Here is a 16,450-nt window from a genome sequence, read left to right on the forward strand (position 1 = left end):
GTCGGTGGCTCCCACTAGACATCAGTCCGACCGCACGATCCAAGGCTGACCGCCACTTCCCCAGGAGGTCCCGATGAGCACGATGACCCACCCGATGGTTCCCACCACGACCCTGCGCCTGACCCGGCGCGGCCGGCTGGCGGTGTTCGTGCTGTCGATGGCCGTCCTGCTCGCCGTCGGCCTGTTCGTCGCGGCCGGCTCGGTCGCCAGCAACGAGAGCGGCGCCGCCGCGCCCACCACCGTGGTCACCGTCGGCACCGGCGAGACCCTCTGGGACATCGCCGCCGACGCCAGCGGCGACGGCGACACGCGCGAGATGGTGCAGCGCATCGAGCGGCTCAACGCCCTCGACTCGGCGATGCTCGTCGCCGGCCAGCGGCTCCGCGTCCCCACGGAGTAGCCCGCACACACAGACTTCGTCAGCCGCCTCGACCCCGGCTGACGGGCCGGGGAAGACAGGGGCGGGGCCAGCGGTGGCCCCGCCCCTGCGGCATTTCCCGGTGGTTGAGCAGCGAATCCGCGCCCACCCGGTGGTTGAGCAGCGAAGCCGCGCTAGCGGGTGAGCGTTGTCGAAACCCGGTGAGCCGACGTACGGCGGTGGTGGGGGTCGTGGGGATGCTGCGGGGGTCTCGACAACGGTCAGGCGCGGGGCGCCTTCCCTGCTCGACCACCGCCGGGGGTTGAGCAGCGAGGCCGCACTAGCGGGTGAGCGTTGTCGAAACCCGGTGAGCCGGCGTACGGCGGTGGCAGGCTGCGGGGGACGCTCCTATGTTGCGTCAAGGGGTGATGGTGGGTTCTCGAGGCGTCGGTAGAGGTCGCGGGCGATGTAGCGCTTGAGGCATCGGCGGATCTCGCGGGGGTTCTTGCCTTCGGTGGTGCGGCGGGCGGTGTAGTCGCGGGTGGGTTGGTGGCAGCGTTGCCGGGTGATGGCGATGGTGTGCAGGGCGCGGTTGAGTTGTCGGTCGCCGTAGCGGTTGAGGCGGTAGCGGTTGGTGGTTTGGCCGGAGTTGGCGGGGATGGGTGCGGCGCCGGCGAGCATCGCGAAGGCTGCTTCGGAGTGGATGCGGCCGGGGTGGGACCAGGCGCACAGCACGATCGCGGCGGTGATCGGTCCGATTCCGGGTTGGTCGAGGAGGTCTGGGCGCCATGACTTCACGATGGCGGTGATGGTCTTCTCGTAGTCGTCGGCCTCGGCCTGCAGGTGTTGGCTGCGGCGGGCCAGGGTCCGCAGTGTGGTCACGGTCGTGGTGGTCTCGAGGTCCCAGGTGGTGTGGGTGCGCATCGCGGCGGCGGTGCGGATCATCGTTTTCAGTTGCTGGCCTCGAAAGCGGCTCCGGATCTGTTCGGGGGCGGCGATGATCAGGGCGAACAGTTGCCGTTGCGCATCGCCGGCTGCCTGGATCGCGGAGCGTCGTGCGGTGACCAGGACGGCCAGGGCTTGGCGGTCGCCACCGGTGCGTGGGGTGCCGAGTCGGGGTCGGGCTAGGGCCTCGCGGGCGGCGCGGATCGCGTCGAGGGGGTCGGACTTCGCGCCGTTGCGGCGCTTGGCCCGCACGGGCCGGTCGAGCTCGATGACGACCTCGCTGCGCTCGCTGAGGGTTCGGGTCAGGCCGGCGCCGTGGCTGCCGGTTCCCTCGATCGCCCAGGCACGCAGGGCGGCGTGACGCTCGGTGAACTCGATGAGCTCGGCGTAGCCCTCGCAGGTGGCCTCGACGGTGATCTCACCGAGCACTCCACCGGTACGGGCATCGACGACGGCAGCCGAGTGGGTGTGCACGTGGGTGTCGACGCCGATGACGACGTCGACTACCTCCCGCAGGTCGATCGAGTCAGTCAGACTGGTCATGCGTTCTCTCCTTGCCGGACGGGGACGTGGTTCCGGTCCGGGACGGAGAATCGGCAGGACTGTGATGAGACACGTCGGGCGCCGCTAACGCCAGGCGGTCAAGCTCCTGATCAGGCCAGCTCCTCCGACCTGGGCCGGGGCCGACGACCACGAGCGGACAAGTCCCGAGGAAGGCACCTCTAAGTCCCCAAGGACTCGCAGGGCCAGTCTCGACAGGGGTCACACCCGCGGCCGTCGTACCCACAGCCCATCAGTGATCAGGGCTGCAAGGAAAGACTCACAGTCTCGACAACGGTCAGGCGCGGGGCGCCTTCCCTGCTCGACCACCCCGCTCAGCGCGCGGCGCGCCGCCCGCCGGGCGGACGCGGCAGGTCCTCCGGGGCGCCCAGGACGTCGGGTCCGGTCGTCCCGACCGACGCCCGCGGCGGCGGGGGAGAGGTGATCCCCAGCCCGCGCAGCAGTCGCGCGACCAGCATCAGCCCGATGAACAGGCACGCGATCGCACCGGCCGACGCGAGCCCGAGGAACCACCACGCCTGCGTCTCGCCTCCGCGCGCGGAGGCTCCGAAGTCGATCGCGGCGTACACCAGGTAGCCCCACGCGACGACCGCCAACGTCACTCCGACGGCGAGCGCCAAGAGCTCCGGACGGAACGTTCGGGGCTTGGGCGCCGCTCGTCGCGATCCCGCACGCTTCCCCTGGCTGGCCACGGCCGCCATTGTGTCCGATGCGCCTACCCGACAGCGAAGGACTCGCAGGACTAGGCTGACGCCGTGGAGGACGTGGGGGGTGCGGGCGCGACCCGCAGCGTGGACGGCGTCGAGAACGTCGCGCGCCGGGTCCTGGTGGAGCTCGCCGCGCTCACCAGTGCGCGACGCGCCGCGATCGCGTTGGCCGAGGGCGGCGGACGACGGCTCAAGTTCACCTCCACCGACCACCTCGACGCCCGCGAGCTCGCGTGGGACCACATCGACGCCTACGACGACGTCCCGCTCACCAACGTCGTGCGCACCGGCCGGGCGCTCCTGGTGGCGATCGACGACCTCGAGCGCAGGTACGCCGAGTTCGCGCAGCGCCAGCGCGACGAGAGCGTGGTCGCGGTCGCGGTGGTGCCGCTGCCCGGCCCGTCCAGCGCGATCGGCGGGCTGCTCGTCTACTACGCCGAGCGACAGGCCTTCGACGACGGGCAGGCCGGCCAGCTCGCCGCGATCGCGCGCCGTACCGCCGAGGAGCTCACCGCGCTGCGGCCCGAGGCGCCCGACGAGGTGCGCCACGACCTGATCACCCCGCCGGAGGGGGCGCGGGTCGCGACGACCGTCGTCACCGGTGACCCGCGGGCGGCCCGCGAGGCGCGTCGGTTCCTGCGCCGCGAGCTCGCCTCCTGGGACGTCGACGCCGAGCTGAGCGAGACCGCACAGCTGTGCGTCTCCGAGCTGGTCACCAACGCCGTCATGCACACCGGGACGCCCTCGGAGCTGCGGGTCAGCCTCACCATGGACGCGCTGACGCTCGTGGTCCGCGACCGCGGCGGCCGGTCCCAGACCCGGGCCGCGCCCGCGCCCCGTGGAGCGGACCCGATGCGCGTGCACGGCCGCGGGCTGCAGCTGGTCGCCGCCCTGGCCCGCCGCTGGGGCACCGAGCGCGACACCGTCGGCACCGTCGTCTGGGTGGAGCTCGAGCGCGAGGCGGTCCACTGAGCCGTGGAGGTGCTGCCCGCCATCGTGGCGCCTGAGCCGGTCGTGGTCTTCTGCGGCATGGCCGGCGCCGAGTCGATCAAGACCCGCGACCACTACTACGCCTCCCCGGGCAACAGCTTCTGGGAGTCCTTCCACCTCAGCGGCTTCTCCCCGCGCCGGCTGCGCCCCGACGAGGACCGGCTGGTCGCCGAGCTCGGCCACGGGCTCACCGACCTCGTCGGCCACTGGGACCCGGCCTGGGTCGAGATCGACGCGCTGGTCGCCGACGTCGAGCGCTGGCAGCCGGAGTGGCTCGCGTTCACCGGCAAGGGCACCGCGCAGTGGGCCTACCGCGCCCTGGGCCACCGCGGCCGCCCGAGCCTCGGCGTCCAGGACTGGTACGTCGGGCCGGCCCAGGTCTTCGTGCTGCCGGGCACCAGCGGCGCCAACCAGCGCAAGGACTACGACGGCCGCCCCAACCGGCTGTCCTGGTGGCGCGACCTCGCCGCGCTGAGCGGCATCTCGCCCGCCGAGTAGACCTAGAAGCCCACCACCAGGCCCGCGATCGCGGCGTTCGCGAGGTTGGCCAGGCTGCCGGCGAGCAGCGCCCGCAGCCCGAGCTGTGCGACCATCGCGCGCCGCTCGGGGACCAGCGAGCCGAGCGTGCCGATCTGGATGGCGATGGAGGAGAAGTTCGCGAACCCGGCCAGCGCGAAGGTCACCACCGCGACGGTCACGGGGGAGAGGGTGTCGACCTCGGGGCCGAACGAGGCGTACGCCACGAACTCGTTGAGCACCGTCTTCTCCCCGATCCACGACCCCGCGTCCACCGCCTCCGACCACGGCACGCCGAGCAGCCACGTCAGCGGCGCCAGCGCCCAGCCGAGGATCTTCTCGAAGGTGAGGTCGTCGGCCCCGAACCAGCCGCCGACCGCGCCGAGGATGCCGTTGGCGAGGGAGATCAGCGCGATGAAGGCGATCAGCAGCCCGCCGACGGTCACCGCGATCCGCCCGCCGGCCAGCGCGCCGCGGCCGAGCGCGTCGATGACGTTGGTGGACTCCTCGTCCCGCACCCGGCGTACGTCGAGCTCGGCGCCCGCCTCGGGCCGCTCGAGCGTCGGGTCGTCGTCCTCGGGCGTGCTGTCGGGCCACATGATCTTGGCCATCAGCAGCGCGGCGGGCGCGTTCATGACGGTGGCGGCGAGCAGGTACTCCAGCGGCGCGCCCAGCAGCGAGTAGCCGACCAGCGTGGATCCGGCCGCCGCCGCGAACCCGCACGACATCAGCGTGAAGACCTGCCCGCGGCGCAGCGAGCGGAGGTAGGGCGCCACCATCAGCGGCGCCTCGCTCATGCCGAGGAAGACCACCACGCTGGCGAACATCGACTCGACCCGGCTGACGCCGAGCAGCCGGGCCAGCGCCCCGCCGAGCACGTACGTCGTCCACTGCACGACCCGCAGGTAGAACAGCAGCCCGATCAGCGCGCCGAGGAAGATGATCACCGGCAGCACCTGGAGCGCGAAGATCGCCTCGCCCTCCTCGCCGACCGCGGCCAGCGGCCCGAAGACGAACTCGGTGCCCTCCTCGGCGTACTCGATCAGCGACTGGACGCGGTCGGAGACCCAGGACAGCGCGTCCTCACCCGGTCCCCACCGCAGCACGAGCAGCGCGAAGCCGACCTGGAAGGCGAACGCCGCCCCCACCGTGCGCCACGAGATGCCGCGGCGGTGGGTCGAGAAGGCGACCGCCACGAGGACGAGGAGTACCAGGCCCAGCAGGCCGCGGTACTGGTCCATGTCCCACCTTTCCCGCCCGGGAGGCGCGTCACGCGTCGGACGCCGGCGGGCGTCGTACGAGCCCCTGACCTGCGGTTTTCCGACCCGTCCGGACCGGTCCCGGCGCAACACGCCGAACCGCTTGCACCTGGTCGCCAGCAGGCGTACGGTTCCCCATATCTAGTACTTACATCGGTGTAGTTATCCACATCTAGTGCACAGTCAGATGCGGAAGACTCACAGGTGGAGGCTTGTTCTACACAGCAGGACGCTAGTTATCCACAACCTAGACGCCCCCTCCGGGGTGTCTTCGGCGCGCCCGGAAGGAGGCCCGGAATGCACTGTCCCTACTGCCGCGGCACCGACACCCGGGTGCTCGACTCCCGGGTCGCCGACGACGGCGGCTCGATCCGCCGCCGGCGCACCTGCTCGTCCTGCGCCAAGCGGTTCACGACCGTCGAGATGATGCAGTTGACCGTGCTCAAGCGCTCCGGCGCCACCGAGCCGTTCACCCGCGACAAGGCGATCGCCGGCGTCCGGAAGGCCTGCAAGGGCCGCCCGGTCACCGAGGACCAGCTGGCCTGCCTCGGGCAGGCGGTCGAGGACGCGCTGCGGCTCTCCGGGGCCGCCGAGATCCCGGCCCACGAGGTCGGCATGGCGATCCTCGGGCCGCTCCGCGAGCTCGACGAGGTCGCCTACCTGCGGTTCGCCTCGGTCTACCGCGCCTTCCAGAGCGCCGACGACTTCGAGGACGAGATCGCGATGCTCCGTGCCGACCGCGCACCAGTCGCGGACGGCGTCGCGGAGCCCCAGCCCACGGGCTGACCCCAGACCGCCCGGCACGTAGTGGGGAAGCTGCGTGCCGGGCGCACCACCTGAAAGCCAGCAGGACCAGCAACGACGCAGGACTGTCGGTGGCCTCGACGACCATCGACCTGAACGAAGAACGACTGACGCACCACGGGAACTGAGGAGACGGCATGACCGAGACGGTGAGCGGGGCTGCCACGAGCGGCTTCGCCAAGGGGAAGGGCCTGACCCTCGAGCGCGTGTTCAGCACCGAGGGCGTGCACCCCTACGACGAGATCACGTGGGAGCGGCGCGACGTCGTCCAGACGAACTGGAAGACCGGCGAGTCGGTCTTCGAGCAGCGCGGCGTGGAGTTCCCCGACTTCTGGTCGGTCAACGCCTCCACGATCGTCACCACCAAGTACTTCCGCGGCGCCGTCGGCACCGACACCCGCGAGTGGAGCCTCAAGCAGCTCGTCGACCGGGTCGTGAAGACCTACACCAAGGCCGGCCGCGAGCACGGCTACTTCGCCGACGAGGCCGACGTCGAGGTCTTCGAGCACGAGCTCACCTGGCTCCTGGTGCACCAGTACTTCTCGTTCAACAGCCCCGTGTGGTTCAACGTCGGCACCGAGTCGCCCCAGCAGGTCTCGGCCTGCTTCATCCTCTCGGTCGACGACTCGATGGACTCGATCCTGAACTGGTACAAGGAGGAGGGCTTCATCTTCAAGGGCGGTTCCGGTGCCGGCCTGAACATCTCCCGGATCCGCTCCTCCAAGGAGCTGCTCCGCTCCTCCGGCGGTACGGCGAGCGGCCCGGTCTCCTTCATGCGCGGCGCCGACGCGTCCGCCGGCACCATCAAGTCCGGTGGCGCCACTCGTCGCGCGGCGAAGATGGTCGTCCTGGACGTCGACCACCCCGACATCATGGAGTTCGTCGAGACCAAGGCGCGCGAGGAGGACAAGATCCGCGCGCTGCGCGACGCCGGGTTCGACATGGACCTCGGCGGCCGCGACATCACCTCGGTCCAGTACCAGAACGCCAACAACTCCGTCCGCGTCAGCGACGAGTTCATGCGCGCGGTCGAGGACGGCACCGACTTCGGCCTGCGGGCCCGCACCACCGGCGAGGTCATCGAGCGCGTCGACGCTCGCAACCTGTTCCGCAAGATCGCCGAGGCCGCGTGGGAGTGCGCCGACCCGGGCCTCCAGTACGACGACACCATCAACGACTGGCACACCAACCCCGAGACCGGCCGGATCACCGCGTCCAACCCGTGCTCGGAGTACATGTCGCTCGACAACTCCTCGTGCAACCTCGCCTCGCTGAACCTGCTGAAGTTCCTCAAGGACGACGACACCTTCGACGCGCCGCTGTTCGCGAAGGCGGTGGAGTTCATCATCACCGCGATGGACATCTCCATCTGCTTCGCCGACTTCCCGACCGAGTCGATTGGCGACACCACTCGCGACTACCGCCAGCTCGGCATCGGGTACGCCAACCTGGGCGCGCTGCTGATGGCGATGGGCCTGGGCTACGACTCCGAGGGTGGCCGCGCGATGGCCGCGACCATCACCTCGCTGATGACCGGCACGTCGTACAAGCGCTCGGCCGAACTCGCCGCGATCGTCGGCCCGTACGCCGGCTACGCCCGCAACGCCGAGGCCCACCAGCGGGTGATGCGCAAGCACCAGGCGGCCAACGACACCGTCCGCACGCTCTCGATCGCCGACAGCCAGGTGCACAAGCTGGCCACCCAGGCGTGGGCCGACGTGGTGGCGCTCGGCGCGACCAACGGCTTCCGCAACGCGCAGGCCTCGGTGCTCGCGCCCACCGGCACCATCGGCTTCATGATGGACTGCGACACCACCGGCATCGAGCCCGACTTCTCGCTGGTGAAGTTCAAGAAGCTCGTCGGCGGCGGCTCGATGCAGATCGTCAACCAGACCATCCCGCGCGCGCTGCGCAAGCTCGGCTACCAGCCCGAGCAGGTCGAGGCGATCGTCGCCTACATCGGCGAGCACGGCCACGTCATCGACGCCCCCGGCCTGCGCCAGGAGCACTACGAGGTCTTCGACACCGCGATGGGCGCCCGCTCGCTCAAGCCGATGGGCCACGTGCGGATGATGGCGGCGGCCCAGCCGTTCCTCTCCGGCGCGATCTCCAAGACCGTCAACCTCCCCGAGACCGCCACGGTCGAGGAGATCGAGGACGTCTACCTGCAGTCGTGGAAGCTCGGCCTCAAGGCCACGGCGATCTACCGCGACAACTGCAAGGTCGGCCAGCCGATGTCCTCGGGCAAGGGCGAGAACAAGGGCACCGACTCCAACGTCTCCGCCAAGTCCGTGGAGCCCGTCGAGACCAAGGTCGTCGAGAAGGTCGTCTACGCGCCGACCCGCAAGCGGCTGCCGAAGTCCCGCGTCTCGCGCACCACGTCGTTTACCGTCGGCGGCGCCGAGGGCTACATGACCTCGGGTGCCCACGACGACGGCGAGCTGGGCGAGATCTTCCTCAAGCTCGGCAAGCAGGGCTCGACCCTGGCCGGCGTGATGGACGCGTTCTCGATCGCGGTCAGCATCGGCCTCCAGTACGGCGTGCCGCTGGAGACCTACGTCTCGAAGTTCACCAACCTCCGCTTCGAGCCGGCCGGCCTCACCGACGACGCCGACGTCCGGATGGCGCAGTCGATCATGGACTACATCTTCCGCCGCCTGGCGCTGGACTACCTGTCCTTCGAGGACCGCTCCGCCCTCGGCATCTACTCCGCCGAGGAGCGCCAGCGCCACCTCGAGACCGGTTCCTACGAGCCCGTCGAGGAGACCGGCGCCGCCGCCGAGCTCATCGACGACAGCGCGGACCTCGGTGGTCGAGCAGACGCCGACTTCGGTGGTCGAGCTGCGAGCGCAGCGAGCGATGTCGAGACCCCCGCAGCCGACGAGGCAACGGAGACCCCCGAGGTCGCCGTGACCCACGACAGCAAGGGCTCCGACCAGCGCGAGGTCCCGGCCAAGCCCGTGCGGGAGGCCCACACCACGGCCGAGCTCCTGGAGAAGTTCAGCGGCACCGCCGTCGACTCCCCGCTCTGCTTCACGTGCGGCACCAAGATGCGACCCGCCGGCTCCTGCTACGTCTGCGAGGGCTGCGGCAGCACCTCCGGCTGCAGCTGATTGTCAGGTTGTGTCGGACGACACTCAGATGAGTGACCGGACGACAAGTGCGACGACAACGGCGACGACAAGTGCGGAGCGCGAGAAGATTGACCAGTTGACGTCAGGTTGACGACGAGAAACGCCCCGGAGCGACATGCTCCGGGGCCTTTCTCCGTTCCAGGGGTCTACGCGGGTTTCCGTGCGCACGAAGACTTCGCTTTCGCCGCGCGGTCCCTCTTCTCGCCGTGGCGGTACGGTCGACGGGAGGGGAGGGGAGCATGGGTGACGGTGAGGGCGGCGGACCGAACGAGTTGTCTGCGGTCGTTGGTCCGTTTTGGTCAGAGGCGAAGGTCTGCGCGGCGCTCGATGTCACCCGGGCCGCGCTGGACGACCGGTGTGTTGTCGGTGAGGTCCTTCGGCTGGTGACTGCCGATGCGGTGTCGGTGTACCCGGTGTGGCAGTTCCATCGTCGAAGTGACGGCGCTGCTGAGGTGAAGCCTGCTGTTGCGCCGGTCTTCCGGTTGCTTCGCCGGCACGACCCGTGGGCGGTGGCGGTATTGCTTCACACTCGCAGCCCTGAACTGGACGGTCTCAGCCCGCTTGAGTGGCTTGTTGAAGTGCCCCCGGTAGCCCGGACACCTTGAGTGAGGCGACGATGGTCGCCGGAGAGGAGTCCGTATGCCGGCAGCAAAGAGTCCTGAGTTCCGTCGCCGAGCGGTCGAGTTGGCCCGGCTGCGGGAGAAGCCGATCGCGCAGATCGCGAAAGATCTCGGCATCGCTGAGTCCGGTCTGCGGCGCTGGATGAAGCAGGCCGACGTCGAGGAGGGCAAGCAGGAAGGCCTGTCCACCGACGAGCGCGCGGAGCTGGTCCAGCTGCGTCGCGACAAGCGCGTCCTTGAGATGGAAGTCGAGATCCTCAAGCGCGCGTCCGCCTACTTCGCCCGGGAGAACGTCCTCCCAAAATGATCTACCCGGTGGTCTGCGAGCTCGCCGCCGACGGGGTTCCCGTCGCGGTGACCTGCCGGGTCCTGAACGTCTCGACCTCGGGCTACTACGAATGGCGCCGTCGGCCCGCCAGCACGCGGGCCTGGGAGCAGGCGCACCTGATGGAGACCATCCGCCAGGTCCACACCGCCTCCTACGGCACCTACGGCCACCGCCGCGTGCACGCCGAGCTTGTCCTGGGACGCGGCGTCCGGGTCAGCCACGGCCGGGTGGAGCGGCTGATGCGCCACACCGGTGTGCAGGGCGTGCACCGTCGCCGGCTTCGCGGGTGCACCCGTCGTGACCAGGCCGCGACACCGTCCGATGACCTGGTCGAGCGGCGGTTCAACCCCACCGAGCCCGACCGGCTCTACGTCGCCGACGTGACCCAGCACCGCACCAGCGAGGGCTGGTTCTACCTCGCGGTGGTCATCGACTGCTTCAGCCGCCGGGTCGTGGGCTGGTCGATGGCCGACCACATCCGCATCGAGCTCGTGGTCGACGCGTTGCAGATGGCGATCGGGAACCGGCACCCCGACCCTGGCGCGATCCATCACAGCGACCACGGGTCGACCTACACCAGCTGGGCCTTCGGACACCGGCTCCGCGAAGCGGGGCTGCTCGGATCGATGGGATCCATCGGCGACTGCTTCGACAACTCCGTGGCCGAGAGCTTCTTCGCCACCTTGCAGACCGAGCTGCTGGACCGCTCGACCTGGCCAACCCGCGAGAGCCTGGCGAACGCGATCTTCGCCTTCGTCGAAGGCTTCTACAACCCGACCCGACGGCACTCGACGCTGGGCAACCTCAGCCCCGCCGACTACGAGACCCAAGCCGCCCTGACCAGCCCTGCTGGACCCCACGCCGAGACCGCAGCATGATCACATCCACCCAACCCTGACCGTCCGGGAACCGGGGGGCACTTCACCAAGAAGCGCATCGAAGCCTCCATCGACCGAGTCGGACCCGGGCCGTTCGAAGTCGAAGAGACACGACGTATCGCACCGGAGACAGCCGAAATGCTCCTCGGCTGCACCCTGAACGAAGCACTCGCGGCAGCACGAACAGGCGCACGCCCCCGACCCATCCCGCTATCGCGCACACCAACGCCATCTAGGAAACCCAAGCCGCCAACGCTCCCGAGACGCCCAACGCGCCTCCCCACAGCGACGACTAACAGCGTTTTCGGGCGTGTCGCAGCAAATCGACCGCCGGAAATGTTGATCTAGCAAGTGGCGACGCAACCGCGTCGCACAGCACAGGCGTTCCTTCCCCACGCCGATGGCCTTGGGGAGCCTGCATGCCCGCCGGAATACCCGGACCCCGCCTTACCGGCGGACATCCGCACGCTAACGAGAGCCCGCACCCGCGCTGCCGCGACACGCCGTATCGACCCGCGCCCCGTTTCGCTGGATGCCGCCGACGAGCACTCGTTAGGAACGAATCAACTCACCGGGCCCCGGTGAGCCTGCGGCAACCCCAAGAACTGTCGGTGAGCCGACTTACCTTCCAAGTACACAACCAACCCGATAGCAGGAGACATCAATGAGCAACGACAACCGACGCCACGTCGTCCCCGGCAAGGACGGAGGCTGGAACGTCGAAAAGCCCGGCGCATCCCGGTCCAGCGCCCACGCCGACACCCAGAAGGAAGCAATCGCCCGAGCCAAAGAAATCGTTCACAACGCCGGAGGAGGCGAAGTCCGCATCCACGGACGCGACGGCAAAATCCGGAACTCGGACACGGTGGCACCCGGCAACGACCCCAACCCACCCCGCGACAAGAAGTAGGAGCGCGGCGACATGTCACCTCGACGAGTAACCCCGGCGCAGTACAACGCGATGGTCCGCCGAGCGAATGCGAAGCAACGTCAGGCCGTCAATGAGTACAACCGAAAGGTGAACGAACACAACCGCAAGGTGAAGCGCGCGGTAGATGGCTACAACCGTGAGGTCCGGGCGCACAACAACCGGGTCCGCGCGAACCGGCAACGCCTCCAGCGCGAACTCCGCCGTTTGGAGTCTCAGCCGACCACTGTTCACGTCACCTATCGGACCTCAGTGCAGTCACTGACCCGTTCGTTTGAACGTGTCGACACCTTGGTCGAGGAGCAGGGGTCAACACAGTCGGGGGTAGACCTCGCCGAACTAGGCGAGGGTGAGGCTGCAAACAGCGTCGGCGTGCTCAACGCACTGCTAGACACGTCGCCCGACGTCGGCGACGACCCGTCCCTACGCGTTCCGAGTCTGGCGGAGGAACTCGGAACGTTCTCGGACGACTTGGTGAAGCGCTGGCAGGGGGCGCTGTTCGCCTTGAACCCTGCGAATCCCGACGCAGCGCGACACTTCTGCACCAGCGCTCGCGAGGTCCTCACCCTCATGCTTGAGTCTTCGGCGGGAGACCGGGAAGTGCTCGCCAACAACCCCGACTGCGAACTCACACCAAATGGCACACCTTCGCGTCGAGCCAAGGTTCGCTTCCTATTGGCCCGCAAGGGCATCGTCGAGCAGGAGTTCGAGGACTTCGTCGAAGCCGACCTCGACGACGTCATTGCACTGTTCAAGGCATTCAACGGGGGCACGCACGGTGAGGCAGGGAAGTACACCGTGCGGCAACTGGTGGCGATGCGTCAGCGCGTCGAATCTGCTATCAAGTTTCTGCACCGCGTTATCTATTAGCCACGCCATCGCGCGACGGCAGCACCCACCGCGCGGTGACTCGCACGCTAGCGACGCGCCTGCAGCGCGCCGCCGCGAGACGCCGTGTCGGGACGGCCCCATCCTGCCGATGACAACCACGACTGTCGGTGACCTCGCTACGGTCATCTCAACAACAAGCAAGCCGATGAGAGCAGGGTGTAACACCGATGCGACTAGTTGCCTTCCGAGTTCAGGACTATAAGAGGATCGAGGACATCGGGTGGGTCGATTGTCGGGACCTGACCGTCCTTGTCGGCAAGAACGAGGCCGGAAAGTCTGCGGTCCTGCGCGGTCTCTCGAAATTGAACCCGTCGGATGGCGAAGAGTACGACGGCCTAAAGGAGTACCCACGTCGCCGATTCTCCGATGAGTACGACAAGGGGACCACAGTCGCATCCGGTCGATTCGAGTTCGACGAGGCGGACCGCACGGCACTCGCAGCGCTGAGCCCACTGCTGAGCGAGGTCACTTCTGCGGAGGTCGGTCGCAAATACGACAACAAGCGTTGGGTGAACTTCAGCCCAGCACCGGGCAACGACTTCCTGCTTGGAAGCAAGACGAAACCACTGATCGAGAAAGCCATGGCGGACTTCGCTGAGTCAGTCGCGCCAGACGGGCACGGAGAAGAATACGGCCCTCTCAAGGAGGCACTCACCCAAGCGCTCTCGCCGCACGCCGAGCAAGTGCCTGCAAGTGGCGCAGTGCCAGTCGCCGCCCTTGACGCCATGTACGCCGCCGTCGCAGGCCAGCTGACCGAGCAATGGCACCGCGCGGCCCTCGGCGACCTGCTGGCGGTCCTCCGGCCCCTCCGAGACGAGGCACGGCAGCGAGCCAAGTTAGGCGAGGCGCGCAACTGGGTCGTAGAGAACATGCCGCAGTTCATCTACTTCGACCATTACGACGTGCTCGAAAGTGCTGTTCACATCCCCACCTTCATCTCACAGATGAAGCAGACGCCCCACGCTCCTCGCGTGCGAACGACGCGCGCGCTCTTCAAGCACGTGGACCTCGATCCCGCACGACTTAACGAGTTGAACGCAGGGCAGGTTACAGATCAAGACGAGGCGCGCCGCCGCACAGATGAACGAGCCATCCGCACCTCGTCCGCCGGACAAGCAATGACCGAGAAGTTCGGAGCATGGTGGCTACAACGCCGCCACAAGTTCCGCTACGGCATCGACGGCGACTTCTTCCGTGTCTGGGTCTCCGACGATCTCGACCCGTCCGAGATTGAACTCGACCAACGCAGCCAAGGCATGCAGTATTTTTTCTCGTTCTTTCTCATCTTTCTCGTTGAGGCAGTCGACAGCCACAAGAACAGCATCCTGCTCCTCGACGAGCCCGGTAACTCGCTGCACGGCACCGCGCAGGCCAAGATCATCGAGTTCCTGAGGAAGGTGTCGGCAGACAACCAAGTCATCTACTCGACTCACTCTCCGTTCATGATCGACGGCGAGCACCTCGAAGAGATCCGCCCGGTCTACGAAGACAAGACGACTGGGTCCACGAAGGTCTCCGACGACGTCTGGCCCAAGGACAAAGACGCCCTCTTCCCTCTGCAGGCTGCTCTCGGCTACCAACTGGCCCAGTCGCTATTCATCTCCAGGCATCAGGTTCTCGTCGAAGGCATCACTGACTACTGGATCATCAAGGCCCTCGATGCGGCGATGAAGCCGACCGGACGGACCGGTCTCGCCGATGGCGTGATTATCGCTCCCGGTGGCGGCGCGGGCCGCGTCGTACCACTCGCAAGCATGCTCGTAGGACACGAAGTTCAGGTCGCAGCACTCCTCGACGGCGACGAGCCGGGTCGCCGCGAAGGCAGGAAGTTGGAGCGGGTCCTCGGCTTCGACAACCGCGTGCTCTTTGTCGGCGACCACACCCACGACAACAACACCACCGGCGAGATCGAAGACCTGTTCACCGATGACTATTACATCGACGCCGTGAAGCGTGCCTACGGCGCGAAGGACTTCCGCTTCAACGCAGATGAGAAGGCCATCCCCAACATCGTGGACCGGTTCGAGGCGCTGTTCGAGCGCAAGTCCCTCGGCGACTTCGAGAAGTGGAAGGTCGCACGCGAACTCGCAGACACGATCATGAGCGACCCGTCAAAGGTGCCAGCCGAGACGCTCGACGCGTTCGCAGCCATCGCTGACTCGCTCAACGAGATCACTGCCTAGGTCGGGGAAGGACAGGGCACACGGACGCGACCTTCACCCGACAGCCCGACCCGACCCGACCCAAACTGTCGTCCTACCTGTCATCCGACTGTCGTCCGACAGTTGCGCAGTGTCGGACGACACTCAGATGAGTGACGGGACGACAACTGCGACGACGCGACGACAAGTGCGGAGCGCGGAAGATTGACCAGTTGACGTCAGGTTGACAACCACGAGGAAGGCCCCGGAGCAACATGCTCCGGGGTCTTGCTCCGTTACATGGGTGTACACGGGTTTCCGTATGCACCAAGACTTCGCTTTCGCCGCGCGGTCCCTCCTCTCGCCGTGGCGGTATGTCTCGTGCCGGGGATGCTGGAGGCTGTCATTCCACGTTAAGAAGCAGCCTCTGCTAGCCGATGGGTACGACAACCGCCCCACCGCTCATGATGAGGTTTAGATGAACCGCCGAATCCGCGCCGCTGCGCTCGCCCTGATCCTGGTGCCGACAGGCACCGCGGCAGCGGCCGCCACTAATGCCACGCAGCCCGACGATTCCTCCGCGACATCGGCGATTGAACGTGCCGGCATCAAGCGCGGAGCGGCGCTGACGTCGGCGGCGCGTCAGGTCGATGAGGGCAGCCGGTACACGCTGACTGCGACCATCAAGTCGCCTCGGCGAGCACGCAAGGTGACGCTGCAGAAGTTCAACCCCCCGAACTACAGCTTCCAGGAGCCCGCCTGGGACACGGTCCGAGCAGCCAAGGTGAAAGCCCGACGCAAGGTCAAGTTCACTGCCGTCGCCGTCGAGCACAACAGCGAGAAGTACCGGGTGACTGTGACCTACAAGAAGGCTAGGCCGGTCACCTCGAAACCCGCGACCGTGTTCGTGTGGCGCTGGATCCCGCTCAAGGAGTACACGCCCTACTACGTGTCTGAGCCCTATGGCACGGCCTTTGGCACCACCACCATCAACGGGCACGCGTACGCCGGTTGGGGAGCCGCCTACTACTCCCACACCGGCACGTGGGAATCGAGGTTCACGTCCGGACGGCACTGCAACGCATTCAGGGGCGTCTTGGGTGTGGACGATGGCTCTGCAGACGGGTCCTCCGGCACCGTCGAATTCACCGCCGACGACGCCACCGTCTACTCCTCACCGACGCTCACCCCCGGCATGGACCTGCCCGTCACGGTTCCGCTGCCGACCAAGCCCTACCGCTTCGGCATCCGCCTGTCGGACACCACCCCCGGCGGCACGACCGGGCGGGACGACATCGAAGCGTTCCCGGGAATCGGGGAGCCCGTTCTCCGCTGTACCGGCGTCTGATCGACGCATCACCTCGACAAGCTGTTGCTAGCTGTTCTCCAA

At 67.7% G+C, this 16,450-nt stretch carries 15 protein-coding genes; 12 read left to right on the plus strand and 3 right to left on the minus strand.

What is annotated here, in order from left to right:
• The first annotated feature begins 73 nt into the window (after positions 1 to 73).
• Positions 74 to 400 (plus strand): LysM peptidoglycan-binding domain-containing protein, encoded by a 327-nt coding sequence (locus H4O22_RS04345; protein ID WP_182525837.1) that lies wholly within the window; start codon positions 74 to 76, stop codon positions 398 to 400.
• Between the two features lie 366 nt (positions 401 to 766).
• Here H4O22_RS04345 and H4O22_RS04350 read toward each other — a convergent pair whose 3' ends face one another.
• Together H4O22_RS04350 and H4O22_RS04355 are read right to left on the minus strand one after the other, a co-directional pair.
• Positions 767 to 1,846: an IS110 family RNA-guided transposase gene (locus H4O22_RS04350; protein WP_182523591.1), complete on the minus strand. Its 1,080-nt coding sequence runs from the start codon at positions 1,844 to 1,846 to the stop codon at positions 767 to 769.
• Positions 1,847 to 2,178: 332 nt separating this feature from the next.
• A complete protein-coding gene (locus H4O22_RS04355) occupies positions 2,179 to 2,556 on the minus strand; it encodes a hypothetical protein (RefSeq protein ID WP_182525838.1) in 378 nt (125 codons plus the stop codon).
• Positions 2,557 to 2,619: 63 nt separating this feature from the next.
• Here H4O22_RS04355 and H4O22_RS04360 point away from each other — a divergent pair, with 63 nt between their 5' ends.
• Together H4O22_RS04360 and H4O22_RS04365 are read left to right on the plus strand one after the other, a co-directional pair.
• Positions 2,620 to 3,543, plus strand: a complete 924-nt coding sequence (locus H4O22_RS04360; RefSeq protein ID WP_182525839.1) for an ATP-binding protein — start codon at positions 2,620 to 2,622, stop codon at positions 3,541 to 3,543.
• Between the two features lie 3 nt (positions 3,544 to 3,546).
• A complete protein-coding gene (locus H4O22_RS04365) occupies positions 3,547 to 4,059 on the plus strand; it encodes a mismatch-specific DNA-glycosylase (protein ID WP_182525840.1) in 513 nt (170 codons plus the stop codon).
• Positions 4,060 to 4,061: 2 nt separating this feature from the next.
• Here the strand turns inward: H4O22_RS04365 and H4O22_RS04370 are convergent, their stop codons facing one another.
• Complete coding sequence (locus H4O22_RS04370) at positions 4,062 to 5,318, minus strand: NupC/NupG family nucleoside CNT transporter (RefSeq protein WP_182525841.1); 1,257 nt, start codon at positions 5,316 to 5,318, stop codon at positions 4,062 to 4,064.
• A gap of 315 nt (positions 5,319 to 5,633) precedes the next feature.
• On the opposite strand from H4O22_RS04370, the gene nrdR reads away from it, so the two are divergent.
• The 9 genes from nrdR to H4O22_RS04415 all read left to right on the plus strand — a co-directional run bounded on the left by nrdR (position 5,634) and on the right by H4O22_RS04415 (position 16,408).
• Positions 5,634 to 6,122: a transcriptional regulator NrdR gene (gene nrdR / locus H4O22_RS04375; protein ID WP_182525842.1), complete on the plus strand. Its 489-nt coding sequence runs from the start codon at positions 5,634 to 5,636 to the stop codon at positions 6,120 to 6,122.
• A 155-nt stretch (positions 6,123 to 6,277) separates the two neighbouring features.
• Complete coding sequence (locus H4O22_RS04380; RefSeq protein ID WP_182525843.1) at positions 6,278 to 9,253, plus strand: vitamin B12-dependent ribonucleotide reductase; 2,976 nt, start codon at positions 6,278 to 6,280, stop codon at positions 9,251 to 9,253.
• A 260-nt stretch (positions 9,254 to 9,513) separates the two neighbouring features.
• Positions 9,514 to 9,879: a hypothetical protein gene (locus tag H4O22_RS04385; RefSeq protein WP_182525844.1), complete on the plus strand. Its 366-nt coding sequence runs from the start codon at positions 9,514 to 9,516 to the stop codon at positions 9,877 to 9,879.
• Positions 9,880 to 9,913: 34 nt separating this feature from the next.
• Entirely contained in the window at positions 9,914 to 10,201 is a 288-nt protein-coding gene (locus H4O22_RS04390) for a transposase (protein WP_182525845.1), read from the plus strand.
• Positions 10,198 to 11,100 (plus strand): IS3 family transposase, encoded by a 903-nt coding sequence (locus H4O22_RS04395; RefSeq protein ID WP_182525846.1) that lies wholly within the window; start codon positions 10,198 to 10,200, stop codon positions 11,098 to 11,100. Before H4O22_RS04390 ends, H4O22_RS04395 begins: the two co-directional genes overlap by 4 nt.
• A gap of 664 nt (positions 11,101 to 11,764) precedes the next feature.
• Positions 11,765 to 12,010, plus strand: coding sequence for a DUF2188 domain-containing protein (locus tag H4O22_RS04400; protein ID WP_182525847.1), 246 nt, complete (start codon positions 11,765 to 11,767; stop codon positions 12,008 to 12,010).
• A 108-nt stretch (positions 12,011 to 12,118) separates the two neighbouring features.
• The gene (locus H4O22_RS04405) at positions 12,119 to 12,898 is read left to right on the plus strand and encodes a pPIWI-associating nuclease domain-containing protein (RefSeq protein WP_220451288.1); all 780 of its coding nucleotides are present in this window, start codon (positions 12,119 to 12,121) and stop codon (positions 12,896 to 12,898) included.
• Positions 12,899 to 13,086: 188 nt separating this feature from the next.
• The gene (locus tag H4O22_RS04410; RefSeq protein ID WP_182525848.1) at positions 13,087 to 15,102 is read left to right on the plus strand and encodes an ATP-dependent nuclease; all 2,016 of its coding nucleotides are present in this window, start codon (positions 13,087 to 13,089) and stop codon (positions 15,100 to 15,102) included.
• A gap of 436 nt (positions 15,103 to 15,538) precedes the next feature.
• Positions 15,539 to 16,408 (plus strand): NPCBM/NEW2 domain-containing protein, encoded by an 870-nt coding sequence (locus H4O22_RS04415; RefSeq protein ID WP_182525849.1) that lies wholly within the window; start codon positions 15,539 to 15,541, stop codon positions 16,406 to 16,408.
• Positions 16,409 to 16,450: the final 42 nt, after the last annotated feature.

It is taken from the genome of Nocardioides dongkuii (assembly GCF_014127485.1).
Taxonomy (GTDB): Bacteria; Actinomycetota; Actinomycetes; order Propionibacteriales; family Nocardioidaceae; genus Nocardioides; species Nocardioides dongkuii.